General features: G+C 64.0%; 16 protein-coding genes. 8 read left to right on the forward strand and 8 right to left on the reverse strand.

Annotated features, from left to right (window positions below; translation table 11 throughout):
* The first annotated feature begins 267 nt into the window (after positions 1 to 267).
* The gene (locus AB1286_RS29435; RefSeq protein ID WP_430366720.1) at positions 268 to 2,388 is read left to right on the forward strand and encodes a D-(-)-3-hydroxybutyrate oligomer hydrolase; all 2,121 of its coding nucleotides are present in this window, start codon (positions 268 to 270) and stop codon (positions 2,386 to 2,388) included.
* A gap of 210 nt (positions 2,389 to 2,598) precedes the next feature.
* Here AB1286_RS29435 and AB1286_RS29440 read toward each other — a convergent pair whose 3' ends face one another.
* A complete protein-coding gene (locus tag AB1286_RS29440) occupies positions 2,599 to 3,585 on the reverse strand; it encodes an alpha/beta fold hydrolase (RefSeq protein WP_430366721.1) in 987 nt (328 codons plus the stop codon).
* 172 nt (positions 3,586 to 3,757) lie between these two features.
* The gene (locus AB1286_RS29445; protein WP_430366722.1) at positions 3,758 to 4,591 is read right to left on the reverse strand and encodes a YkgJ family cysteine cluster protein; all 834 of its coding nucleotides are present in this window, start codon (positions 4,589 to 4,591) and stop codon (positions 3,758 to 3,760) included.
* A 192-nt stretch (positions 4,592 to 4,783) separates the two neighbouring features.
* Between AB1286_RS29445 and AB1286_RS29450 the strand changes: the two genes are divergently transcribed.
* On the forward strand, positions 4,784 to 5,071 hold the full coding sequence (locus tag AB1286_RS29450) for a hypothetical protein (protein WP_430366723.1): 288 nt from the start codon (positions 4,784 to 4,786) through the stop codon (positions 5,069 to 5,071).
* Between the two features lie 191 nt (positions 5,072 to 5,262).
* Positions 5,263 to 5,853: a BPSL1445 family SYLF domain-containing lipoprotein gene (locus AB1286_RS29455; RefSeq protein WP_430366724.1), complete on the forward strand. Its 591-nt coding sequence runs from the start codon at positions 5,263 to 5,265 to the stop codon at positions 5,851 to 5,853.
* Between the two features lie 67 nt (positions 5,854 to 5,920).
* Here AB1286_RS29455 and AB1286_RS29460 read toward each other — a convergent pair whose 3' ends face one another.
* From AB1286_RS29460 to AB1286_RS29475, 4 genes are all read right to left on the reverse strand, one after another.
* Positions 5,921 to 7,054 (reverse strand): 3-deoxy-7-phosphoheptulonate synthase, encoded by a 1,134-nt coding sequence (locus AB1286_RS29460; RefSeq protein WP_430366725.1) that lies wholly within the window; start codon positions 7,052 to 7,054, stop codon positions 5,921 to 5,923.
* Between the two features lie 146 nt (positions 7,055 to 7,200).
* A complete protein-coding gene (gene argG, locus AB1286_RS29465) occupies positions 7,201 to 8,535 on the reverse strand; it encodes an argininosuccinate synthase (protein WP_430366726.1) in 1,335 nt (444 codons plus the stop codon).
* A 221-nt stretch (positions 8,536 to 8,756) separates the two neighbouring features.
* Positions 8,757 to 10,445 carry an FAD-dependent oxidoreductase gene (locus tag AB1286_RS29470; RefSeq protein ID WP_430366727.1) on the reverse strand — a complete coding sequence of 563 codons (1,689 nt, stop codon included), beginning with the start codon at positions 10,443 to 10,445 and terminating at the stop codon, positions 8,757 to 8,759.
* Between the two features lie 39 nt (positions 10,446 to 10,484).
* Entirely contained in the window at positions 10,485 to 11,453 is a 969-nt protein-coding gene (locus tag AB1286_RS29475; protein WP_430366728.1) for a threo-3-hydroxy-L-aspartate ammonia-lyase, read from the reverse strand.
* A gap of 422 nt (positions 11,454 to 11,875) precedes the next feature.
* Between AB1286_RS29475 and AB1286_RS29480 the strand changes: the two genes are divergently transcribed.
* Positions 11,876 to 12,067, forward strand: a complete 192-nt coding sequence (locus AB1286_RS29480; RefSeq protein WP_430366729.1) for a hypothetical protein — start codon at positions 11,876 to 11,878, stop codon at positions 12,065 to 12,067.
* A 140-nt stretch (positions 12,068 to 12,207) separates the two neighbouring features.
* On the opposite strand, the gene AB1286_RS29485 is transcribed toward AB1286_RS29480, so the two are convergent.
* Together AB1286_RS29485 and AB1286_RS29490 are read right to left on the reverse strand one after the other, a co-directional pair.
* Positions 12,208 to 12,735 carry an AAA family ATPase gene (locus tag AB1286_RS29485; RefSeq protein ID WP_430366730.1) on the reverse strand — a complete coding sequence of 176 codons (528 nt, stop codon included), beginning with the start codon at positions 12,733 to 12,735 and terminating at the stop codon, positions 12,208 to 12,210.
* The gene (locus AB1286_RS29490; protein ID WP_430366731.1) at positions 12,735 to 13,769 is read right to left on the reverse strand and encodes a MerR family transcriptional regulator; all 1,035 of its coding nucleotides are present in this window, start codon (positions 13,767 to 13,769) and stop codon (positions 12,735 to 12,737) included. The genes AB1286_RS29485 and AB1286_RS29490 overlap by 1 nt, the downstream gene beginning before the upstream one ends.
* Positions 13,770 to 13,921: 152 nt before the next feature.
* Here AB1286_RS29490 and AB1286_RS29495 point away from each other — a divergent pair, with 152 nt between their 5' ends.
* The 4 genes from AB1286_RS29495 to AB1286_RS29510 are packed head-to-tail and all read left to right on the forward strand — an operon-like array spanning position 13,922 to position 18,164.
* Positions 13,922 to 14,722, forward strand: a complete 801-nt coding sequence (locus tag AB1286_RS29495) for a DUF3348 domain-containing protein (RefSeq protein WP_430366732.1) — start codon at positions 13,922 to 13,924, stop codon at positions 14,720 to 14,722.
* Between the two features lie 10 nt (positions 14,723 to 14,732).
* Entirely contained in the window at positions 14,733 to 16,829 is a 2,097-nt protein-coding gene (locus AB1286_RS29500; protein WP_430366733.1) for a DUF802 domain-containing protein, read from the forward strand.
* Positions 16,826 to 17,470, forward strand: a complete 645-nt coding sequence (locus tag AB1286_RS29505; RefSeq protein WP_430366734.1) for an OmpA family protein — start codon at positions 16,826 to 16,828, stop codon at positions 17,468 to 17,470. The genes AB1286_RS29500 and AB1286_RS29505 overlap by 4 nt, the downstream gene beginning before the upstream one ends.
* On the forward strand, positions 17,463 to 18,164 hold the full coding sequence (locus tag AB1286_RS29510; protein WP_430366735.1) for a DUF2894 domain-containing protein: 702 nt from the start codon (positions 17,463 to 17,465) through the stop codon (positions 18,162 to 18,164). Before AB1286_RS29505 ends, AB1286_RS29510 begins: the two co-directional genes overlap by 8 nt.
* Positions 18,165 to 18,226: the final 62 nt, after the last annotated feature.

Here is an 18,226-nt window from a genome sequence, read left to right on the forward strand (position 1 = left end):
CATCACCGACCAAGCGCGCCCATCGTCGACGGCCCTGGGCTCCTATGCTCAGCGTTGCGGGCTCCCACGGATATATCGGCGCACACCCGCCGACGCGCTATCCGCTCCTTGCTGCCAACGCGAAGTTTCCGCACAATACTTGGTCGATCGAAGGCAGTACGCCCAAAAAGCGAGCCGAACCTCGCGATCGATGTCATAGCAGTGTCACTCACGCAGGGTCTTCGCATCGAAACGGCGCAAAGCGCCAAGCCAAGCAAGGAGACGCGGATGAAAGCCATTGCTGTTGCAATTCGAAGTGCAGCCTTATTGACGGGCGCCGCGATCGCGGGTGCCTTCCTTCTTCCCACCGCACACGCCGACGATAGCCGCGCCGCACCGACGACCCTGCATCGCCTGCCGTGGTTCGTCGTGCCGGAGAGCCTGCGGATCACCACCTATGACGGCGTCAGCGACGATCTGCTGACCGCGGGCCTCGGCAAAACCGGCCTCCAAGGCGCGGCGCCCGCCGTCGCGAATCCCGCAAGCCCGACGGCGGCCGAATTGCGCCGCCTCGCGATTTGGTCGAACTACCGGGCGCTCGTCGATATGTCGCCGGGCGGCGGATACGGCCGCTTCTGGGGACCGAACATCGACGTCGACGGAAACGACACGCTCGGCGAAGGCAAGATTCCGGGCACCGAATATCTCGCTTATGCGGACAACGGCAGCGGCAAGCAAAACGTCACGCTGATGGTGCAGGTGCCCGCGCGCTTCGATCCGAACAATCCCTGCATCGTCACCGCCACTTCTTCCGGCTCGCGCGGCGTGTACGGCGCCATCTCGGCAGCCGGCGAATGGGGACTAAAGCGCGGATGCGCCGTGGCTTATAACGACAAAGGCACCGGCAACGGCGCGCAGGAATTGATGACGGGCACCGTGACGCTCATGGACGGGCTCCTAGCCAACGCGACCAGCGCCGGACATGACAGCCTGTTTACCGTCGGCGCGAGCGCCGCCGAAATCGGCCGCTACACTGCGAAATTCCCCTACCGCTACGCGTTCAAGCACGCGCATTCGCAACAGAACCCCGAGCAAGATTGGGGTCGGGACACGCTCGAAGCCGTCCAGTTCGCTTATTGGGTTTTGAATCATCAATTCGGTCAAACGACGGGCGGCTGGCATCATCGCGTCCGCTACGAGCCGGGCTCGATCACGACGATCGCCGCCTCGGTCAGCAACGGCGGCGGCGCTTCGCTCGCAGCGGCCGAGCAAGACACGCGCGGATGGATCACAGCCGTCGTGGTCGGCGAGCCGCAAGTGAACGTCCGCATGCCGCATCGCGCGCAAGTGCTCGAAGGCGGACAGTCGATCGCCCAAGCAGGCAAGCCGCTCGCGGATTACGTCACGCTCGCCAATCTGCTGCAACCGTGCGCGGCGCTCGCACATGCGGCCACCGGCGCTCCTTACTTGACGGCGCTCCCGCTCGCTCAAACGACGGCGATTCGCCAGGCACGGTGCGCTTCTCTGGCTGCTGCCGGCTATGTCGCAGGCGGCGATTGGCAAGCGCAAGCCGACGACGCACTCACGCAATTGCATGCGGCCGGATACGAGGCGGATTCCGACCTACTGCAAGCGCCAATGTGGGATTCGCAAGCGGTGCCGGCCGTCGCCGTCACCTATGCGAATGCCTACACGCGTTCGAGCGTACTCGACAATCTATGCGGCTTCAGCTTCGGAACGACGAACGCGACGACCGGCTCGGCAGGTGTCCCGCCGAGCGTGCCCCCGATGCCCACGGTCTTCGGTCTAGGCAACGGCATCCCGCCGACGAACGGGATCAACCTCGTCTATAACGACGGGACGAACGGTGCGGCCGATCATCGACTCGCCACCCCCGATGCGAGCTTCGCGGGGGCCGAATGCATGCGCCGTTTGTGGACGTCGCACGATCCGCGCATGGCTGCGAGCGTCCACGCAATCCGGGTCGAGGCCGACTTGCACGGCAAACCGGCGATCCTCGTGCAAGGCCGCAGCGACGCCTTGGTGCCGATCAATCACGCATCGCGCGCCTACTTGGCCGCGAACAGCGCGAGAGAAGGCACACGCAGCCAAGTCTCGCTCTATGAAGTCATGCACGGTCAGCACTTCGATGCGTTCCTCCCGTTTCCGGGATTCGATACGCGCTTCATCCCCGTCCATTACTACTATCTGCAAGCGCTCGATTTGATGTGGCATCACTTGAAGGACGGCACGGCATTGCCGCCTTCGCAGGTCATCCGCACCGTGCCGCGCGGCGGCACGCCGGGTGCCGCGCCCGCGCTTAGCACCGCGAATCTGCCCGCGATCGCGCCCGATCCGGGCAGCAATGCGATCGACGTCAACGCAGGTATCGTCAACGTACCGCACTAAGGTTAGGGTATCCGTCCGCGCTTCGGTGGCGAGCGCCACCGATCGCGGCACGGCGGCCATCGCTCGCCGCAACGCGCCGCTTCCTCGGCCGGCCGCGTTTGACAGTATGTGATACCGGCGCATACACCGCGACTCCCTCATCTCCCCTCATCGCGGCGACGGCGTTTTCAGTTGCTACAGTAGGTCCAAGCAACCCGGCATCGCTCATCGCTATGACGGGCGAACGAACATCGCCTCGATCATCCGAGCCAACGTATCGGCTAGCATGGGATCGCTACCAAGGTGTCCTGCATGCACACGTACCGCACGTAGGCTCGGCACGGCACGCGCGAGGCGGTCGAGCGTCGCGATCGGACAAACCGGATCGAGCGTGCCATGCACCGCGGCGATCGGTACGCCGCTTAACGCGGCACGACGTGCATGCCGCAGCAGTCGCGGCTCCCCGAGCCAACAAGTGTGCGTCAAATAATGAGCTTGCACATGGTACTTGCGGATCAGCCTTTGCTCGGTCGGCCGCGATCGGCTAACGGGGCTCGCGACGCGACGCGCAGCGATCGAGCCGAGCAGCGCGTCCTCGTATTGCCGCCATGCGAGGGCGACATCGCGTCGCCGAGCAAACGGGCTGCGTGCGTCCAATGCCTTGGCGCAGCAGCGCAGCAACTGGAGCGGATTCTTGCATCGCGCGGCCCGGGCCAACGCTTGCCATGGGGCCGGCGCACGCTTGCGCGACCGGACCAGGAAGCCGCGGACTTGAGCGGGCGACGTCAGAAACGTTCCGCGCAACACCACGCCGGTAACGCGCTCAGGGTGCGTGCCCGCATATGCCAGTGCAAGCGAAGCGCCCCAAGAACCGCCGACCACGCCCCAGCGTTGATAGCCCAGATGCCGGCGAACCACCTCCATATCGGCGATCAACCTATCGGTGCGGTTATGGCGGACGCTGCCGCGCGGCCCCGATGCGCCGGTGCCGCGCTGATCGATCAAGACCACGCGCTGACGGTTCAGGTCGAACAAGCGCAGCGCGCTCGGTTGGCTCCCGCTGCCCGGCCCGCCATGCAGGACGACAACGGGCTCGCCGTCGCGCGCGCCGGCCACCGAACAGGCGATTCGATAGCCGTCCCTTCTCAACCTCAATCGCGTGATCGGTACGGCTTCGTTCTTCGTCGGCCGCAATGGAGCCGCTTTGATCGTTGTCATTGGATCGACGTCATTAAAGGAGCTTGCATCGTTGGGCTCGCAATGTTTTTTCAGACTGGATGCGCGAGCCGTGCGCAAGTTGCGAGGAACGGACGTTCGAGCACGCCGGCGAACAAGTGAAACCCTTGGTCTTTCGTCGCTCGCCGCAGATCGTCAAATGCGCCCGGACGGATCAGCCGGTCGAATCGCCCAGCGGTAAATAGCCGAAAGAGCCGGACGGTGTACTCGCGGTGTCGGCGAATTCGCCCTGGGCGCCGACGGCGGCGAGCGCCGCGACGCTCGCCGTTCGATTCGATACCAATCGCCACCGGGATTCAGAGGCGTCGAGCCTGGGTGAGACCGAGGCTGCACTAGCTCGCTGCCGAGCCGCTTGCAGCGCCTCCAGCAACCGGTCGGCTGGCGGCGAATAGACCACGAACCCTTCATTCGAGATCGCCGCGCGATCGATGCCTAACGCTCGACATAGCTGAGCCTTCAGCGGTACCTCGTTCGCATCGGTCTCTCGAGATCGCTCGATCAATTCGACCGTACGCGCGTCGACCAACCGCCCCGCTCGCACAAGCGGGGGTAAGCCGGTAGCCCAAGCCTCGGACGGACACGCCTTGTGGCTCGAATCGAATACCACGGACGGATTGATCTCCGCGGGATAAATGCGGCATACGAGCGGCCGCTCCGCATAAATGCCGCATCGATTGTCATTCTGCAAGTTGGGACAGGGCCCCGCGAATGCCGCCGTGAGGATCGCAATCACTCGAATCGGCAGCTCGCCGCTCGACGCGGCGAATGACCGGCGACGCTTATGCGCCGCGCCGATGTCGTGCTTCGGCGGCTCGGCGAGCCAGGGCATGGCCTCGCACAAGATCTCGACGGCGCCGCCACGCGCGAGCCATTCGATCGCCTCGTCGATGGTGAGCGGCAAGCGCAGATCGTGGCAACACTTCGCACACTGCGTGCACGCGAAATCGACATCCGTAGCGCTCATCATCGTCACTGTGCCGGCGGGCAAGGGCTTCGATCCTAGCCGATGGCCGTTTAGGTTGCCTTAACGGCAGCTTAACGCCAATGAAAAAATCCGGCCGCAGCGGGGGGAGACGCACCGTTCGCCGACATAGAGGCAATGGCTATCAGGCCAGTCTTGCCAATGCAGATCGAGTACTGTATATATATCCATGTATGTTTATACAGGACGGAGATCTGTATGGAACGACTGATCCGCATTACGAATGATGACGACCGGCACGCGCTGGCGTGGCTCATGGCGCATGCGGGCCGGGTGCGCGTGACCGAGGCCGCGCGGCACTTGGCGCATTCGGGTCGTGCAGTCTTCGTGTCGGCGCTGTGCCGCTATTTGGGTATATGGCCGCCGGCTCCCCCTCGCCCGGCCCGAGCGGCGCAAGACTGCGCTCTCGCGGATCGGCATTTGGCGGAGATGCGGCGGATTTTGGCCGGCGCCAAGCCGGCGATCGCGTCAGCCCAGCATCGCTAGGGGGATGCGGGTCGGCCTTTAATGGCTATCGCCAGCCATGAAGGGCCCACCGCCTCCCTTCGAAGCGGCCGCGGCCGGCGTCGACAGGAACTCCAGCATCGTCGAACGTGTCTTTGCCTTGCGCTCGGGGCGAGTATCGCATCGCATCCGCGCGAAGCTATGACCGATTTGTTCGTTTGTCAGGAGAATCCATGCAACGCCGTCGCTTCATCGCAATGACCGGGGCCGCACTCGCATCGAGCGGCCTTTCGCTGACCGGTTGTACCACTACGGGCCCCTCTTCGTCGGGCTCGCCCTCCGCGAACGCGGGTCGGCGTGCAACGATCGATGCCGACGCGGATGCAACGCTCACGCGTCTTTATTCGACCGTAAAAGGCTCGCGCGAACTCGTCGGCAACGCGCGCGGCGTGCTCGTGTTTCCGTCCGTCATTTCCGCCGGTTTCTGGTTCGGCGGGCAGTACGGTCAAGGTTCGCTGCGCGTCGGCGGGCAAACAACCGGCTACTACAGCGTCGCCGCTGCTTCGTTCGGATTGCAGATCGGCGCGCAGTCGAAAGCGATCGTCATGCTGTTCATGACGCAAGAAGCCCTCGACAAATTCACGAGTAGCCAAGGCTGGGCAGCCGGCGTCGATGCGACGGTGGCCGTCGTGCGCATCGGCGCGAACGGCAATGTCGACACCTCCACAGCCACGGGCCCCGTCGAAGCCTTCGTCCTCACAAACGCGGGCCTCATGGCCGGCGTCTCGCTCGAGGGCACGAAGATCTCAAGGCTCATCATTTGAGGCATGCCTCTTGGCATGGAAGGCGTCCCGGCACCGAACCCGCGATCGGGCTCGGGTGCCGTCTCGCTCAGCTAGCGCGGGCACCGGCGCTGCGACGGCGGCGCACCGCCTGCGCCAGCACCTCGAGCACAGGCTCGGTCTGAGCCCAACTCAAACAGGCGTCGGTGATAGAGACGCCATAACGCAGCGGCACCCCGGGCTTCAGATCTTGCCGGCCCGCTTCGAGATGGCTCTCCACCATGACGCCGACGATACGGCGTTCGCCGTCGGCAAGCTGCTCGGCGATGTCGTTCGCCACATCGATTTGCCGCTCGTGCGACTTACCCGAGTTCGCATGCGAGCAATCGATCATCACTTGCTCGCGCAACCCCGCGGCCTTCAGCACGGCACAACATGCTTCGACGCTTTGCGCATCGTAGTTGGGACCGTTCTTGCCGCCGCGCAAAATCACATGCGCGTCTTGGTTGCCGCGCGTTTCGAAAATCGCCGCCATGCCCATTTTCGTCATGCCCATGAACGCGTGGTTCGCGCGGGCGGCCACGATGGCGTCGGCTGCGATTTGCACGCGACCGTCGGTGCCGTTCTTGAAGCCGACCGGGCAGCTCAGTCCCGATGCAAGCTGGCGGTGGCTCTGACTCTCGGTCGTACGCGCGCCGATCGCCCCCCATGCGATGAGGTCGGCGATGTACTGCGGCCCGAGCAGGTCGAGAAATTCGGTCGCCGCCGGCAAACCCAGGGCGTTGATGTCGAGCAGCAAGCGCCGCGCGGCACGTAGCCCTTCGTTGATTCTGAAGCTGCCGTCCAACCGGGGATCGTTGATATAGCCCTTCCAACCCACCGTCGTGCGCGGTTTTTCGAAATACACACGCATGACGATTAGCAAGTCTTCGCGCAACTCGTCGGCAACGGCTTTCAGCCGGTGCGCGTATTCGAGGGCTTGATCGTGATCGTGAATCGAGCAAGGGCCGACCACCGCTACGAGACGATCGTCGCGGCCATGCAAGATATTGCCGATGTCGATCCGCGTGCGTTCCACGAGCGCCTGCACGGTCGGCTCGACGGGCAACTCGTCCTGCAATAAGGCGGGCGAGATGAGCGGACGCACGGCGCCGATGCGAACGTCGTCGATGCGCGTCGTATCTTGCGTGGCGTCGGCGATGCCGACTTCTCGATCGTGGGAAGGGTTATCGATGCTTCTCATAGCCGTTGCTCCGGGCCGTGTGGGAAGCCTCGATTATGGCACTTGCGGCGTTGCCGCAAACGGCCGGAACAACCACCATGTGCAAGGTTGCGTGCGGCGCATGACCGCACGGGCCGCACGAACGCGCGGCCCGGATAACGGACGAATTACTTGTCCTCGCCCTTGATTTGCGGCAGTGCCGACGACTCGCCCGGCGTGAGCAAACCGACTTGCGAGTAGATGCGCAGCTTCTCGCGCGTATCCGTGATGTCCAGATTGCGCATCGTCAGTTGGCCGATACGATCGCGCGGCGAGAAGGTCGACTCCACCTTTTCCATCGACAGACGCTCGGGCTGATAGGTGAGGTTCGGCGACTTCGTGCTGAGGATCGAATAGTCGTTGCCGCGGCGCAGCTCGACCTTGACCTCGCCCGTGATCGCACGCGCCACCCAGCGTTGAGCCGTCTCGCGCAGCATGATCGCTTGCGGGTCGAACCAGCGGCCTTGGTAGAGCAAACGACCGAGGCGGCGACCGTTGTCGCGATACTGCTCGATCGTGTCTTCGTTATGGATGCCCGTTACGAGGCGCTCGTAGGCGATGAACAGCAGCGCGAGCCCGGGGGCTTCATAGATACCGCGGCTCTTCGCCTCGATGATCCGGTTTTCGATTTGGTCGCTCATGCCGAGGCCGTGGCGGCCGCCGATGCGATTGGCTTCGAGCATCAGCTCGACCGGGTCGGCATACTCCACGCCGTTCAGCGCCGTCGGACGGCCTTCCTCGAAGCGGATCGTCACTTCTTCTTTGGCGACCTGCACGTCGTCGCGCCAGAACGCGACGCCCATGATCGGGTTGACGATCTTGATGCCCGACTCGAGGCTTTCGAGATCTTTCGCTTCGTGCGTGGCGCCGAGCAGATTCGAATCGGTGGAGTAGGCCTTTTCGGCCGACATCTTGTACGCGAAGCCCGATTGGCGCATGAACTCCGACATTTCGGCACGGCCGCCGAGTTCGTCGATGAACTGCTGGTCGAGCCAGGGCTTGTAGATCTTCAAGCCGGGGTTCACGAGCAAGCCGTAGCGGTAGAAACGCTCGATGTCGTTGCCCTTGTACGTGCTGCCGTCGCCCCAGATGTTGACGCCGTCTTCCTTCATCGCCGCGACGAGCATCGTGCCCGTTACCGCGCGGCCCAGCGGGGTCGTATTGAAGTACGTCACGCCGGCCGTCGACACGTGGAACGCGCCGCATTGCAGCGCGGCGATACCCTCGGCCACCAGTTGCGAGCGGCAATCGATCAGTCGCGCGCCAGCCGCACCGTATTCGAGAGCGCGGCGCGGAATCGAATCGTAATCGTCCTCGTCCGGCTGACCGAGATTGGCGGTGTAGGCATACGGGACGGCGCCCTTGAGTTTCATCCAGTGCAGCGCGGCGCTCGTGTCGAGGCCACCGGAAAAGGCGATGCCGACCTTCTGGCCAGTCGGGAGGCTTTCAAGAATAGTACTCATGAAGGAAACCGTTCAATCGAGGATGGAGGGTAAGTCGAGCTAACCGGCCGGCTGGCGCCCGCGCCACCCCGGCAGGGGCGCGGGCGACGCGCAAAACGCTATTGTAGCCGGTGCGCGGCCGGTCGCCGGATTTGGCGGCGGCGCGCCCGGGCGATCGGCCGCGCGGTTTGCCCAGCGCGACCGGCGCGGGCCTGCTGCGGGCCTGCTGCGGGCATCGCCGCCTAGGGCGCGTCGCGAAGATAGGCGTGGATTTGACTGACGACAGCCGCTCCGTCGCCCACGGCGGAGGCGACGCGTTTCGTGGATTGCGCGCGCACGTCGCCGATTGCGAACAAGCCGGGGATGCTCGTTTCGAGCGGATAGACGGTGCCGCCTTCATTGGTTAGGCCGGTCGGCAGAAAACCGTTGCGATCGCGTTCGACGCCGCAGGCGGCAAGCCAATCGGTTTTGGGATCGGCGCCGACGAATAGGAACAGATGCCGCGATGCGATGACTTCGGCTTCGCCGTCGTGCCGGATGACGACGCGAGCCAGCCCGGCTTCGTCCCCTTCGAGCGCATCGAGCGTACACCCCGTGCATACCGACACGTTCGGTAAAGCCGCGATGCGATCGATCAGGTATTTCGACATACTCGATTCGAGCGAGCGGCCGCGGATGAGTACGCGAATGCTACGCGCGAAATTCGCGAGAAAGACCACCGCTTGGCCCGCGGAATTGCCGCCGCCGATCAGCACGATGTCTTGCCCACGCGTCAGCTTCGCTTCGATCGGCGACGCCCAGTAGTAGATCCCGCGCCCCTCGAACCGGTCGAGGTTCGCCACGGCGGGCTTGCGATAGGCGGCGCCACTAGCCACGACGACGGCGCGAGCGCCGATCGATTGGCCATCCTCGAGCGTGAGCGCGAAACGGCCGTCTTTGCGCGCGACGTCCGACACGCGGCTAGGAATCGCTAGGTGCGCCCCGAATTTCAACGCTTGCTGATAGGCTCTGGCCGCCAGCGCCTGCCCGGAGATTCCAGTCGGGAACCCAAGGTAGTTTTCGATCCGCGCACTCGCGCCCGCTTGCCCGCCCGGCGCGCGTTGATCGAAGACGGCCACGGATAGGCCCTCGGTGGCCGCATAGACTGCCGCGGCGAGCCCCGCGGGGCCCGCACCGACGATCGCCACATCGTAGACGCAGGCCGATTCGAACGACGGCACGAGCCCGAGGCACGTGGCCAGGCGCACTTCGTCGGGGGCACGGAGCACCGAGCCGTCGGGACAAAAAACGAGCGGCAGGTCGCCCGCGTCGAACGTCAAATCGGCGAGCAGTGCCAGTGCTTCTTCGTCGCGACGGGCGTCGAGCACCGTCGACGGATGCCCGTTGCGCCGCAGAAAGCCTTGAAGTGCGATGACGCGCCCGTCCGAGCCGTCGCCGACGATGATCGGCCCGAGTCCTCGTTCGATCAGGCCGAGGCGCCGCAGGATCAGTGCGCGCATGATGTGCTCGCCCAGTTGCGCATCGGCGACGATCAATGCGCGCAGCTTGTCGGGTTCGACGAGCAGCGTCTCGCAATCGGTCTCGGCGACACCGTCGACGAGCGCCGGCCTGCCCGAGAGCTGCGCCATTTCCGCCATGAAGCTGCCCGGCTCGTGCTCGGCAATGCGTGTCCACGTGCCCGCTCGATCGCGCGAACAGATTCGGACTCGTCCGCTCAACAGGACGAACAGGCCCAGGGCGACGCGCCCGGTTTCGAAAACGAACTCGCCCGCCTTGAACGAAATCGGCCTGGCAAAGCGCCGCAAGCTCGCGATCTGAGCCGCGGTGAGCTTCGGAAAGAGCTGGTGTTGCCGGTGTTCGAGCGACGAATAAGGTATTTCCTCCTCGGGCGCTGCGGGATCGACGGGAGAAGCGAGCGCTGGGCTGTTCATAGGGGGCCTCGGCCGAAACTTCGTTGACGGGAAAGCGAGCTATGCCGCCGTGAGCGCGCAGAATCGCTCCAGGTCGATGTTGCCGCCGCTGACGATGACACCCACGCGCTTGCCTTTCAGCGACTCCTTCATGTTGAGCGCGCCCGCGAGCCCGAGGCAGCCGGTCGGCTCGACGATCGTCTTCATCCGCGAGGCGAAGAACTTCATCGCACTCACGAGATCCGGATCGGAGGCCGTGACGATGTCGTTCACGTCGCGTTTAATAATCGCGAACGGGTAGCTGCCCAAGTATTGCGTCTGGGCCCCGTCGGCGATGGTTTTGGGCGTATCGATATGAACGATGTTGCCGCTGCGAAACGAGCGCTGACCGTCGTTGCCGGCCTCCGGTTCAACGCCGTACAACACGCATCGAGGCGCAAGCGCCCGCGTGGAGAGCGCCGTACCCGACAGCAACCCGCCGCCGCCGAGCGGCACGAACAGATAATCGAGCGGGCCCACCTCCTCGAACAGCTCTTTGGCGGCGGTGCCTTGTCCGGCCATGACGTCCGGGTGGTCGTAAGGCGGAATCAAGGTCAGACCGTGTTCGTCGGCGAGACGACGCCCGATCTCCTCGCGGTTCTCCGAATAACGGTCGTAAATGACGACCTCGGCTCCGTACCCTTTAGTCGCCGCGACCTTGGCCGCCGGTGCATCGTGCGGCATGACGATCGTTGCGGGGATACCGAGCAATTTCGCGGACAGGGCGATCCCCTGGGCGTGATTGCCGGATGAGAACGCGACGACCCCAGCGCGGCGCTGCTCCGGCGAAAATTTCGACAGCGCGTTGAAGGCACCGCGAAACTTGAAAGCCCCCATGCGCTGAAAGTTTTCGCATTTGATGAAAACATCGGCGCCGATCATCTCGTTCAGCGTACGCGAGGTGAGGACCGGCGTGCGATTGGCGATGCCCGCGATACGCGCCGCGGCAGCCTCGACGTCGGCGTAGGTGGGAAGTTCGGTGGAAGTCATGGGAGAGTCGCGAGTCAGAAGTGGTTTCCCGGCGCGCATGAGTGCCGCGCGCTTGGTCGCCGTTACCGGAAACGCTGATTCTGCTGCTTTCGACGCCCGCGAGCAACCGGCCCGCGCCAGGACTACGAATCAGCGTGTTGGGGCCGAACCTGCGCGCCCGAGAACTTTCGTGCTCGGGACGCCGCGGCTTCGCCGCATGATTAATAAGAATGACAAGCGGTAGCCAATCGTTACGCGGAACACCCTGGCGGAATTATTTCAATGAATGATTTATGTCACCGATCAAAAATCATTCACCCCATCTTTTTTATCTTAGATATCTGTTAAGCTAAAAACATAAAATCGGTCAGCGATCTCCCAAATACCTGCGGCGCTCGCATGCAAGAAATCGTCGTCCTCGTTCATCACAAGGAAGCCAAGCTATGAGCATTTACGACATTCGCCCCGACAATATCGATGGCGCGCTTTGGACGGTTTTCGATAGTCGCACGCTGGAGCCCGCGACGATGCAAGGCAGCCCATGCATCGGCTTGTCCTTGCATGAAGCCGATAGCTTGGCCGATACGCTCAATCAAAGCCATGCACAGCGACTCGAGCCGATGGCCGCAGACTGATCGATCGCCTACACTCGCTCTATATGTCAAACGCGATTTTTTGACGACGGCGAAGGGCTCGCGCCCGAACGCCGTCTTTCGGCAGTCAAAATAGACAGACAATTCTTTAAATAGCACGACTGCCGCATTTCGAATAAAACTCAATCGATAGCATAACGCCGCACAATCCGAAAACCTTCCTCTTGCGTCGGCGGGACGAAATAGCGCGTAATTTGGTCGAACTGTTCCTCGTTCGTATTGAACGGGTGCTCGCCGGACGCATTTCGCAGCTTTAGGCGCTGTTTGCAGACCTCATCGCTGACGTCCAAATAATGCAGCACGAGATCGGTATCGATTCCTTCGGCCAGCGTCCGCGCCCACGCACGGCTGTTGACCGTGTTCAACGGAAAATCGAGGATGACCGACACCCCGGCGCTTAAAAGCTGCGGGATATAAGTCGAGAGCACCTGCTTAACGCGTCGCGCACAACGAATGTAGTCTTCCAGCGTTCGGATCTCGCCCGGATAGAGTTGCGACAACCACGCGTCTTCGCTGACGACGACGCAAGCGGCGCCGGCTGCGAGCTCGCGGGTCAGCGTCGACTTTCCCGACGCCGCTTTTCCGCACATCAAATGCAGCACCGCAGTGGCCCGCGTGCGGGCGCCGGACTGTACGTCGTCAGTGCTCATTAATTCCGCCCCTCCGGCTGCGCGGCATTTTGCATCGCCTCACGAACGAACATAAGCAGCGCCTCATCGGCCAGCGCGCCGCGCAGTTCCGGCTCGTTTTGGAACGCCTCGCGAAACTTCGCATGCGTCTTAGGATCGTCACCGGCGTAGCTTGTAAAGAGATCGTGCCAGCGCCGCGCAAGGGCCGCGCCTTCCGGCGAATCGGGCGTCGAACCCGCATCGATCGCATCGCGGACGTCGGCCATCAATTGCGGCCACTCCATCGCTCGTTTGCCGTAGTTTTCCCGCATGAAGCGGATCTCCTCGGGTGATAGGTACTTTTCGAAAATCAACATCTTCCTTTCCGAAAAAGCACGCAACACATAATCGCGCAGTTGCGTCGAGATGCCGATATGCGCCTGCATCGACGGCTCGCGTTCGTGCATCAAATTGAGTTTCGCAAGCAAACGAGGATCGCCATTGGTGTCGCGCGCAAGCATCGTCATCCAACGTCCCGCGAGCTCGCGCGGCTTCTCGTCTTCGGGCGGCGTACCGCCGTCCATCAAGGCGCGAACCTCGTCGACGAGTTCGCTCCATTGCGCATCCGTTGCCTGGCTATCGTAGTACATCGGCAGGCGGGCCAATTCGTCCTTCGAAAAGTATTTGTCGTACATGGTCATCAACTCCAACGTGGAGAGCCAATCGGCCAGTTCGGGCTCCGCTCCGTCGAGCAGCGCGCCGTGCAAACGCACGAGATGCTCGCGCAGGCGCGAGGCCTGTTCGATTTGGTCGTCGAGCATGGCGATCTGCCGTTCGACGATCGACGCGAGCGGAGCGTTCGGCTGGGCGAAATAAGCACCGATCTCGGCAAGCGAAAGCCCGAAACGACGCAGCGCCAATATTTGATGCAATCGGGCGACGTCGCGGCGGTCATACAACCGATAGCCGTTATCGGCGCGCGCCGAAGGCGTGAGGAGACCGATTTCGTCGTAATGATGCAGCGTCCGGACCGTGAGTCCGCTACGCTTGGCCAGTTCTCCCACTTTCAACAACATCAGAGCCTCCGTTCAAGTGCGCACGTTGGAGGCTAAGACCTCACGCCGCGTGAGGGTCAAGGGGAACGATCGCATCCAACCACGGTTTTAATGGGGCATGGACAGCCCCACCCCCGGGACGTGTAAACTGCTGCCTTTTTTGCGTTACGGCAATGGTGCATGCTCCCGGGCGCCGGGCCTTCAGCGGCCCGGCGCTCATCCGCTTACTCGCCCGTCTGACGGACGCCGGCTTTCCGGAGTCCGAGCACTCGCTCGCCGACCGGCTGGGCCAATGGCTCGGCTGGACCGATGCGATCGCGTTGTCATCGGCGCTGAGCGGCAGCGCGTCTTGCCCCGCGCCGCCAGAGCACGCGCCCAAGCACGCTCAGGATGCGCTGTGCCTGCGCGTGCGCACGTCGCTCGAGGACGCCATCAATCGCGATGCCACGCTTTTGCCGCATCGGCGCAGCAGCCATGCCCGCAATCGCCGCGATCATACGCCGGCCGATGCAGCGCCCGAGTATGCGGCCTTTCGGCAGTCGTACCTGGCGTTGCAGGAGCACATGGAAAGCGCGATCGGCAATCTGCGCACGATCCTGCGCGGGATGCTCGCGAGCCGCGAGCCGGCCATGTCCCGGCTCGCGTCGGTGGACGCTGTGATGGAACGCGTGCTCGGCGTACGCGAGCACAATGCCCTCGCCGCGGTACCCGGCTTGCTCGCCGTGCATTTCGAGCGCCTGCGCGATGCCGAGTTGGCCGCGAGCGAGCACGCAAGCGCGTGCGCCGAAGCCGCCGAAGCCGCGGATGCCGATCGGCCCGACGCGCCGGCCGCCGCGCAGCCCGCCGACTCGCTGCTGAAGGACGGCCCATGGCTCGACGCGTTCCGCAAGGACATGCGCAGTGTCCTTTTCGCCGAACTCGAGATTCGTTTTCAACCGGTCGAAGGGCTACGCGCAGCCCTTCGCGCCTGCTAACCGGGACCTTATGTCCAGATATCGCCTCGATCTTGTCGTCTTCCTCGCTGGACTCGCCGCTGTTTGTTGGATCGGCGCAGGCTACGCCGGCTCGAATCCGCTCGCGCTGGCCGTCACGTTACTGATCGGCATTTGCTATGTCACGGGCGCGCTCGAGCTGCGCCGCTTCCATCAACGCACGCAGAGCCTTTCGCGCGCCGTCGCCGAACTCTCGGCCCCGCCCGCGAGCCTCGACGCTTGGCTCGACCGTCTTCATCCCACGCTGCGCGGCACGGTCCGCTTGCGCGTGGAAGGCGAGCGTGCCGCGTTGCCCGGGCCTTCGCTCACGCCCTATCTAGTCGGACTGCTTGTCCTGCTCGGCATGCTGGGCACCTTACTCGGCATGGTCACGACGTTGCGCGGCACGGGTGCCGCGCTCGACAGCGCGACCGATCTCGCCGCAATTCACGCCTCGCTTGCCGCCCCCATCAAAGGTCTGAGCTTTGCGTTCGGCACGTCCATCGCGGGTGTGGCCACCTCGGCGATGCTCGGTCTGCTCTCGGCGTTATGCCGGCACGAACGGCTCGAAGCCGCTCGTCAACTCGACGAACGTATCGCCACGACGCTGCGAACCTATTCGCAAGCGTGGCGACGCGAGGAAAGCTTCAGGCTGATGCAGCGTCAGGCCGATGCGATGCCGGCACTCGTGGACCGTCTGCAAACGATGATGGGCGCGATCGAGCGGCACAGCATGACGTTGCACGAGCACCAGCTCGCGAACCAGCAAGCGTTGCATTCGAGCATCGAAGCCGCTTATGCATCGCTTGCATCGTCCGTCGGCCGTTCGCTGCGCGATAGCGCAGCCGAGAGCGCACGCGGCGCGAGCGCGGCCATTGCGCCCGTCGTGCAAGCGACGATGGCGGGACTCTCGCGCGAAATGACGACGCTCGGCGCGACCGTCACGCAATCCGTGCAGCGGCAACTCGATGCCATGTCCAGCGGCTTCGAAGCAACGACGTCGACCGTCGCGCAGCTTCACGCTCAAGCATTCGAGCAGCAGCAACGCTCGGGCGAAGCGCTCATCGATCATCTGCGGGACGCGCTGGAGCGCTTCGCAAGCACCTTCGAAAACCGTTCGTCGTCCTTGCTGGATGGCGTTTCGGCACGTGTCGATGCAGGCGTCGCCGGCTTGACAGCCGCCTGGGACACCACGCTGACGAGACAAGAGCAGGCGAGCGAAACGCAAGCGGCGCATCATCGCGAAGCCTTCGCCGCGTCAGTCGCCGTTTTCGAGCAACATGCCGCCACGCTTGTCCGCACGCTCGACGAATCGCACACGCAGTTGCAGCAGCAACTGGCCGCGCGCGACGAAACGCGACTGCAAGCATGGACGGGCAAGCTCGATGCCGTCGCGCAATCGCTAAGCGACGAATGGCGGCTTAGCAGCGAGCAGACCGCAAGCCGCCAAGCAGCGATTTGCGACACGCTGGCTCGCACGGCAGGCGAGATCTCCGCACAAACGCAGGCGCACGCGGCCGAAACGATCGCCGAGATCGAGCGGCTCGTACAGGCCGCATCGGAGGCGCCGCGCGCCGCCGCCGAAGTGGTCGCGCAATTGCGTGAAAAACTCTCCGACAGCATGGTCCGCGACACGGCGATGCTCGAGGAGCGCGCGCGGCTGCTCGAGACGCTCGGTACGCTGCTCAACGCGGTCAATCATGCGTCCAACGAGCAGCGCGGCGCAATCGACGGACTCGTCTCGACCTCGGCCGATCTGCTGGCCCGGGTTGGCGCGCAGTTCTCCGAGACCATCGAGGCGCAAGCCGGCAATCTCGGGGCGGTAGCCGCGCAAGTGACCGGCAGCGCGGTGGAAATCGCGAGCCTGACCGATGCCTTCGGCGCGGCCGTTCAGGAATTCGGCGCGTCGAACGAACGGCTCGTCGCGCATCTGCAACGGATCGAATCGGCGCTCGATCGCTCGCTCGTGCGCAGCGACGAACAGCTCGCGTACTACGTGGCGCAGGCTCGCGAGGTGATCGACCTGAGCATGCTCTCGCAAAAGCAGATCGTCGAAGACTTGCAGCAGCTCGCCGCACAACGCACCTCGAACGGAGCCGAGACGGCATGAACGACGAGATCGACGGCGGCGTCGAGCCGACCGCGCCGGTCTGGGCCGCTTTCGCCGACTTGATGTCGGTGCTCGTGGGTGCGTTCGTGCTGATCCTCGTGGGCGTGATCGGCTTGCAGCTCGAGCTGTCGGCGCGGCTCGAAGACCAAGTCAAGCAGCGTCAAGTCGAGGCGCAGCGACGCAAGACGCTCGAGCAGGCGCTCGCAGGACCGCTCGCGGCGGGCCGCGTGACGCTCGTCAACGGCCGCATCGGCATCAGCGGCAGCCTGCTGTTTGCACTGAACTCCGATCAATTGCAGCCGCAGGGCCGCGATCTATTGAGCTCGCTCGCCGGACCGCTGACGGTGTACTTGCACTCGCACGAAGAGATCCTCATGGTCAGCGGCTTCGCCGACGATCAGCAGGTACGCGCCGGCAATCGCCGTTTCGCCGACAACTGGGAGCTGTCCGCCCAACGCGCGCTAACCGTCACGCGTGCGCTGATCGACGCGGGCGTACCCGCGTCGTCGGTCTTCGCGGCGGCGTTCGGCTCTCAGCAGCCGGTCAGTTCGAACGCGGACGACGCCGGACGCGCGAAAAACCGCCGCGTCGAGATCGCGCCTGTTCCCAAGCGTTCGGGTGCGGCCACTCAGCATGAGTAGCGATATGGACGGCGCCGGCAGCTTCCACGACGTGCGCTCGACGTTAGAGGCGTGGCGCGCCGGCGGTGCGAATCGCGTAAACGCCACGCGCTTTCGTTTCATCGAAGCCTTGGCACGGCGCGCGGCAGCTTACGAAGGCGACGCGCGGCGTATGCTGGACGCCCGGCTGGCTGTGTTGATGGCCGAATACGCGGGAGAACTCGAGCGCGCCAAGGCCGAGGTGAAGGCAGGTACCGTCGCTGCGCCCAGCGGCACGCCGACACCGACCACACCGCGACGCGGGGGCCCCCTCGCCGAATTGGCCGACCTTCTGGCAAGCCGCGCCCCGCAAACCGCGGCGGACGAAACATCGACACCGCGCGCGCATCGGCACGACCGTTCGCCAGACCTGCCCATGCTCGACTTTTTCCGCGAGACATGGTCGAAGTTCAGCACGGAAAAGCAACTGCGGCAATCGCTCGAAAAAGTGCCGGAGAACGCGGGACCGCTCAATTCGAGCCACTTGGTGCATCGGTCTCTTTCGTTGATGCGCGAGCTGTCGCCCGGCTATTTACAGCACTTTCTTTCCTATGTCGAAGCGCTGTCGTGGATGGAGCAGGTGTCCGGACCGATAGCGGGTGCGCCGAGCGCACCGGTTGCCCAAGCGCCGCGCGCAAGCGGCGGAAAGAAAACGTCGCGCGGCAAGACACGCTGAAGGCCGCCACGGCGACCGGTTGCCGGGGCGCGACAGCCCGTTTGATACCATGCAGCGTTTTC

Origin of the sequence: Trinickia sp. NRRL B-1857, from assembly GCF_050470685.1 — a bacterium.
Lineage (GTDB): Bacteria > Pseudomonadota > Gammaproteobacteria > Burkholderiales > Burkholderiaceae > Trinickia.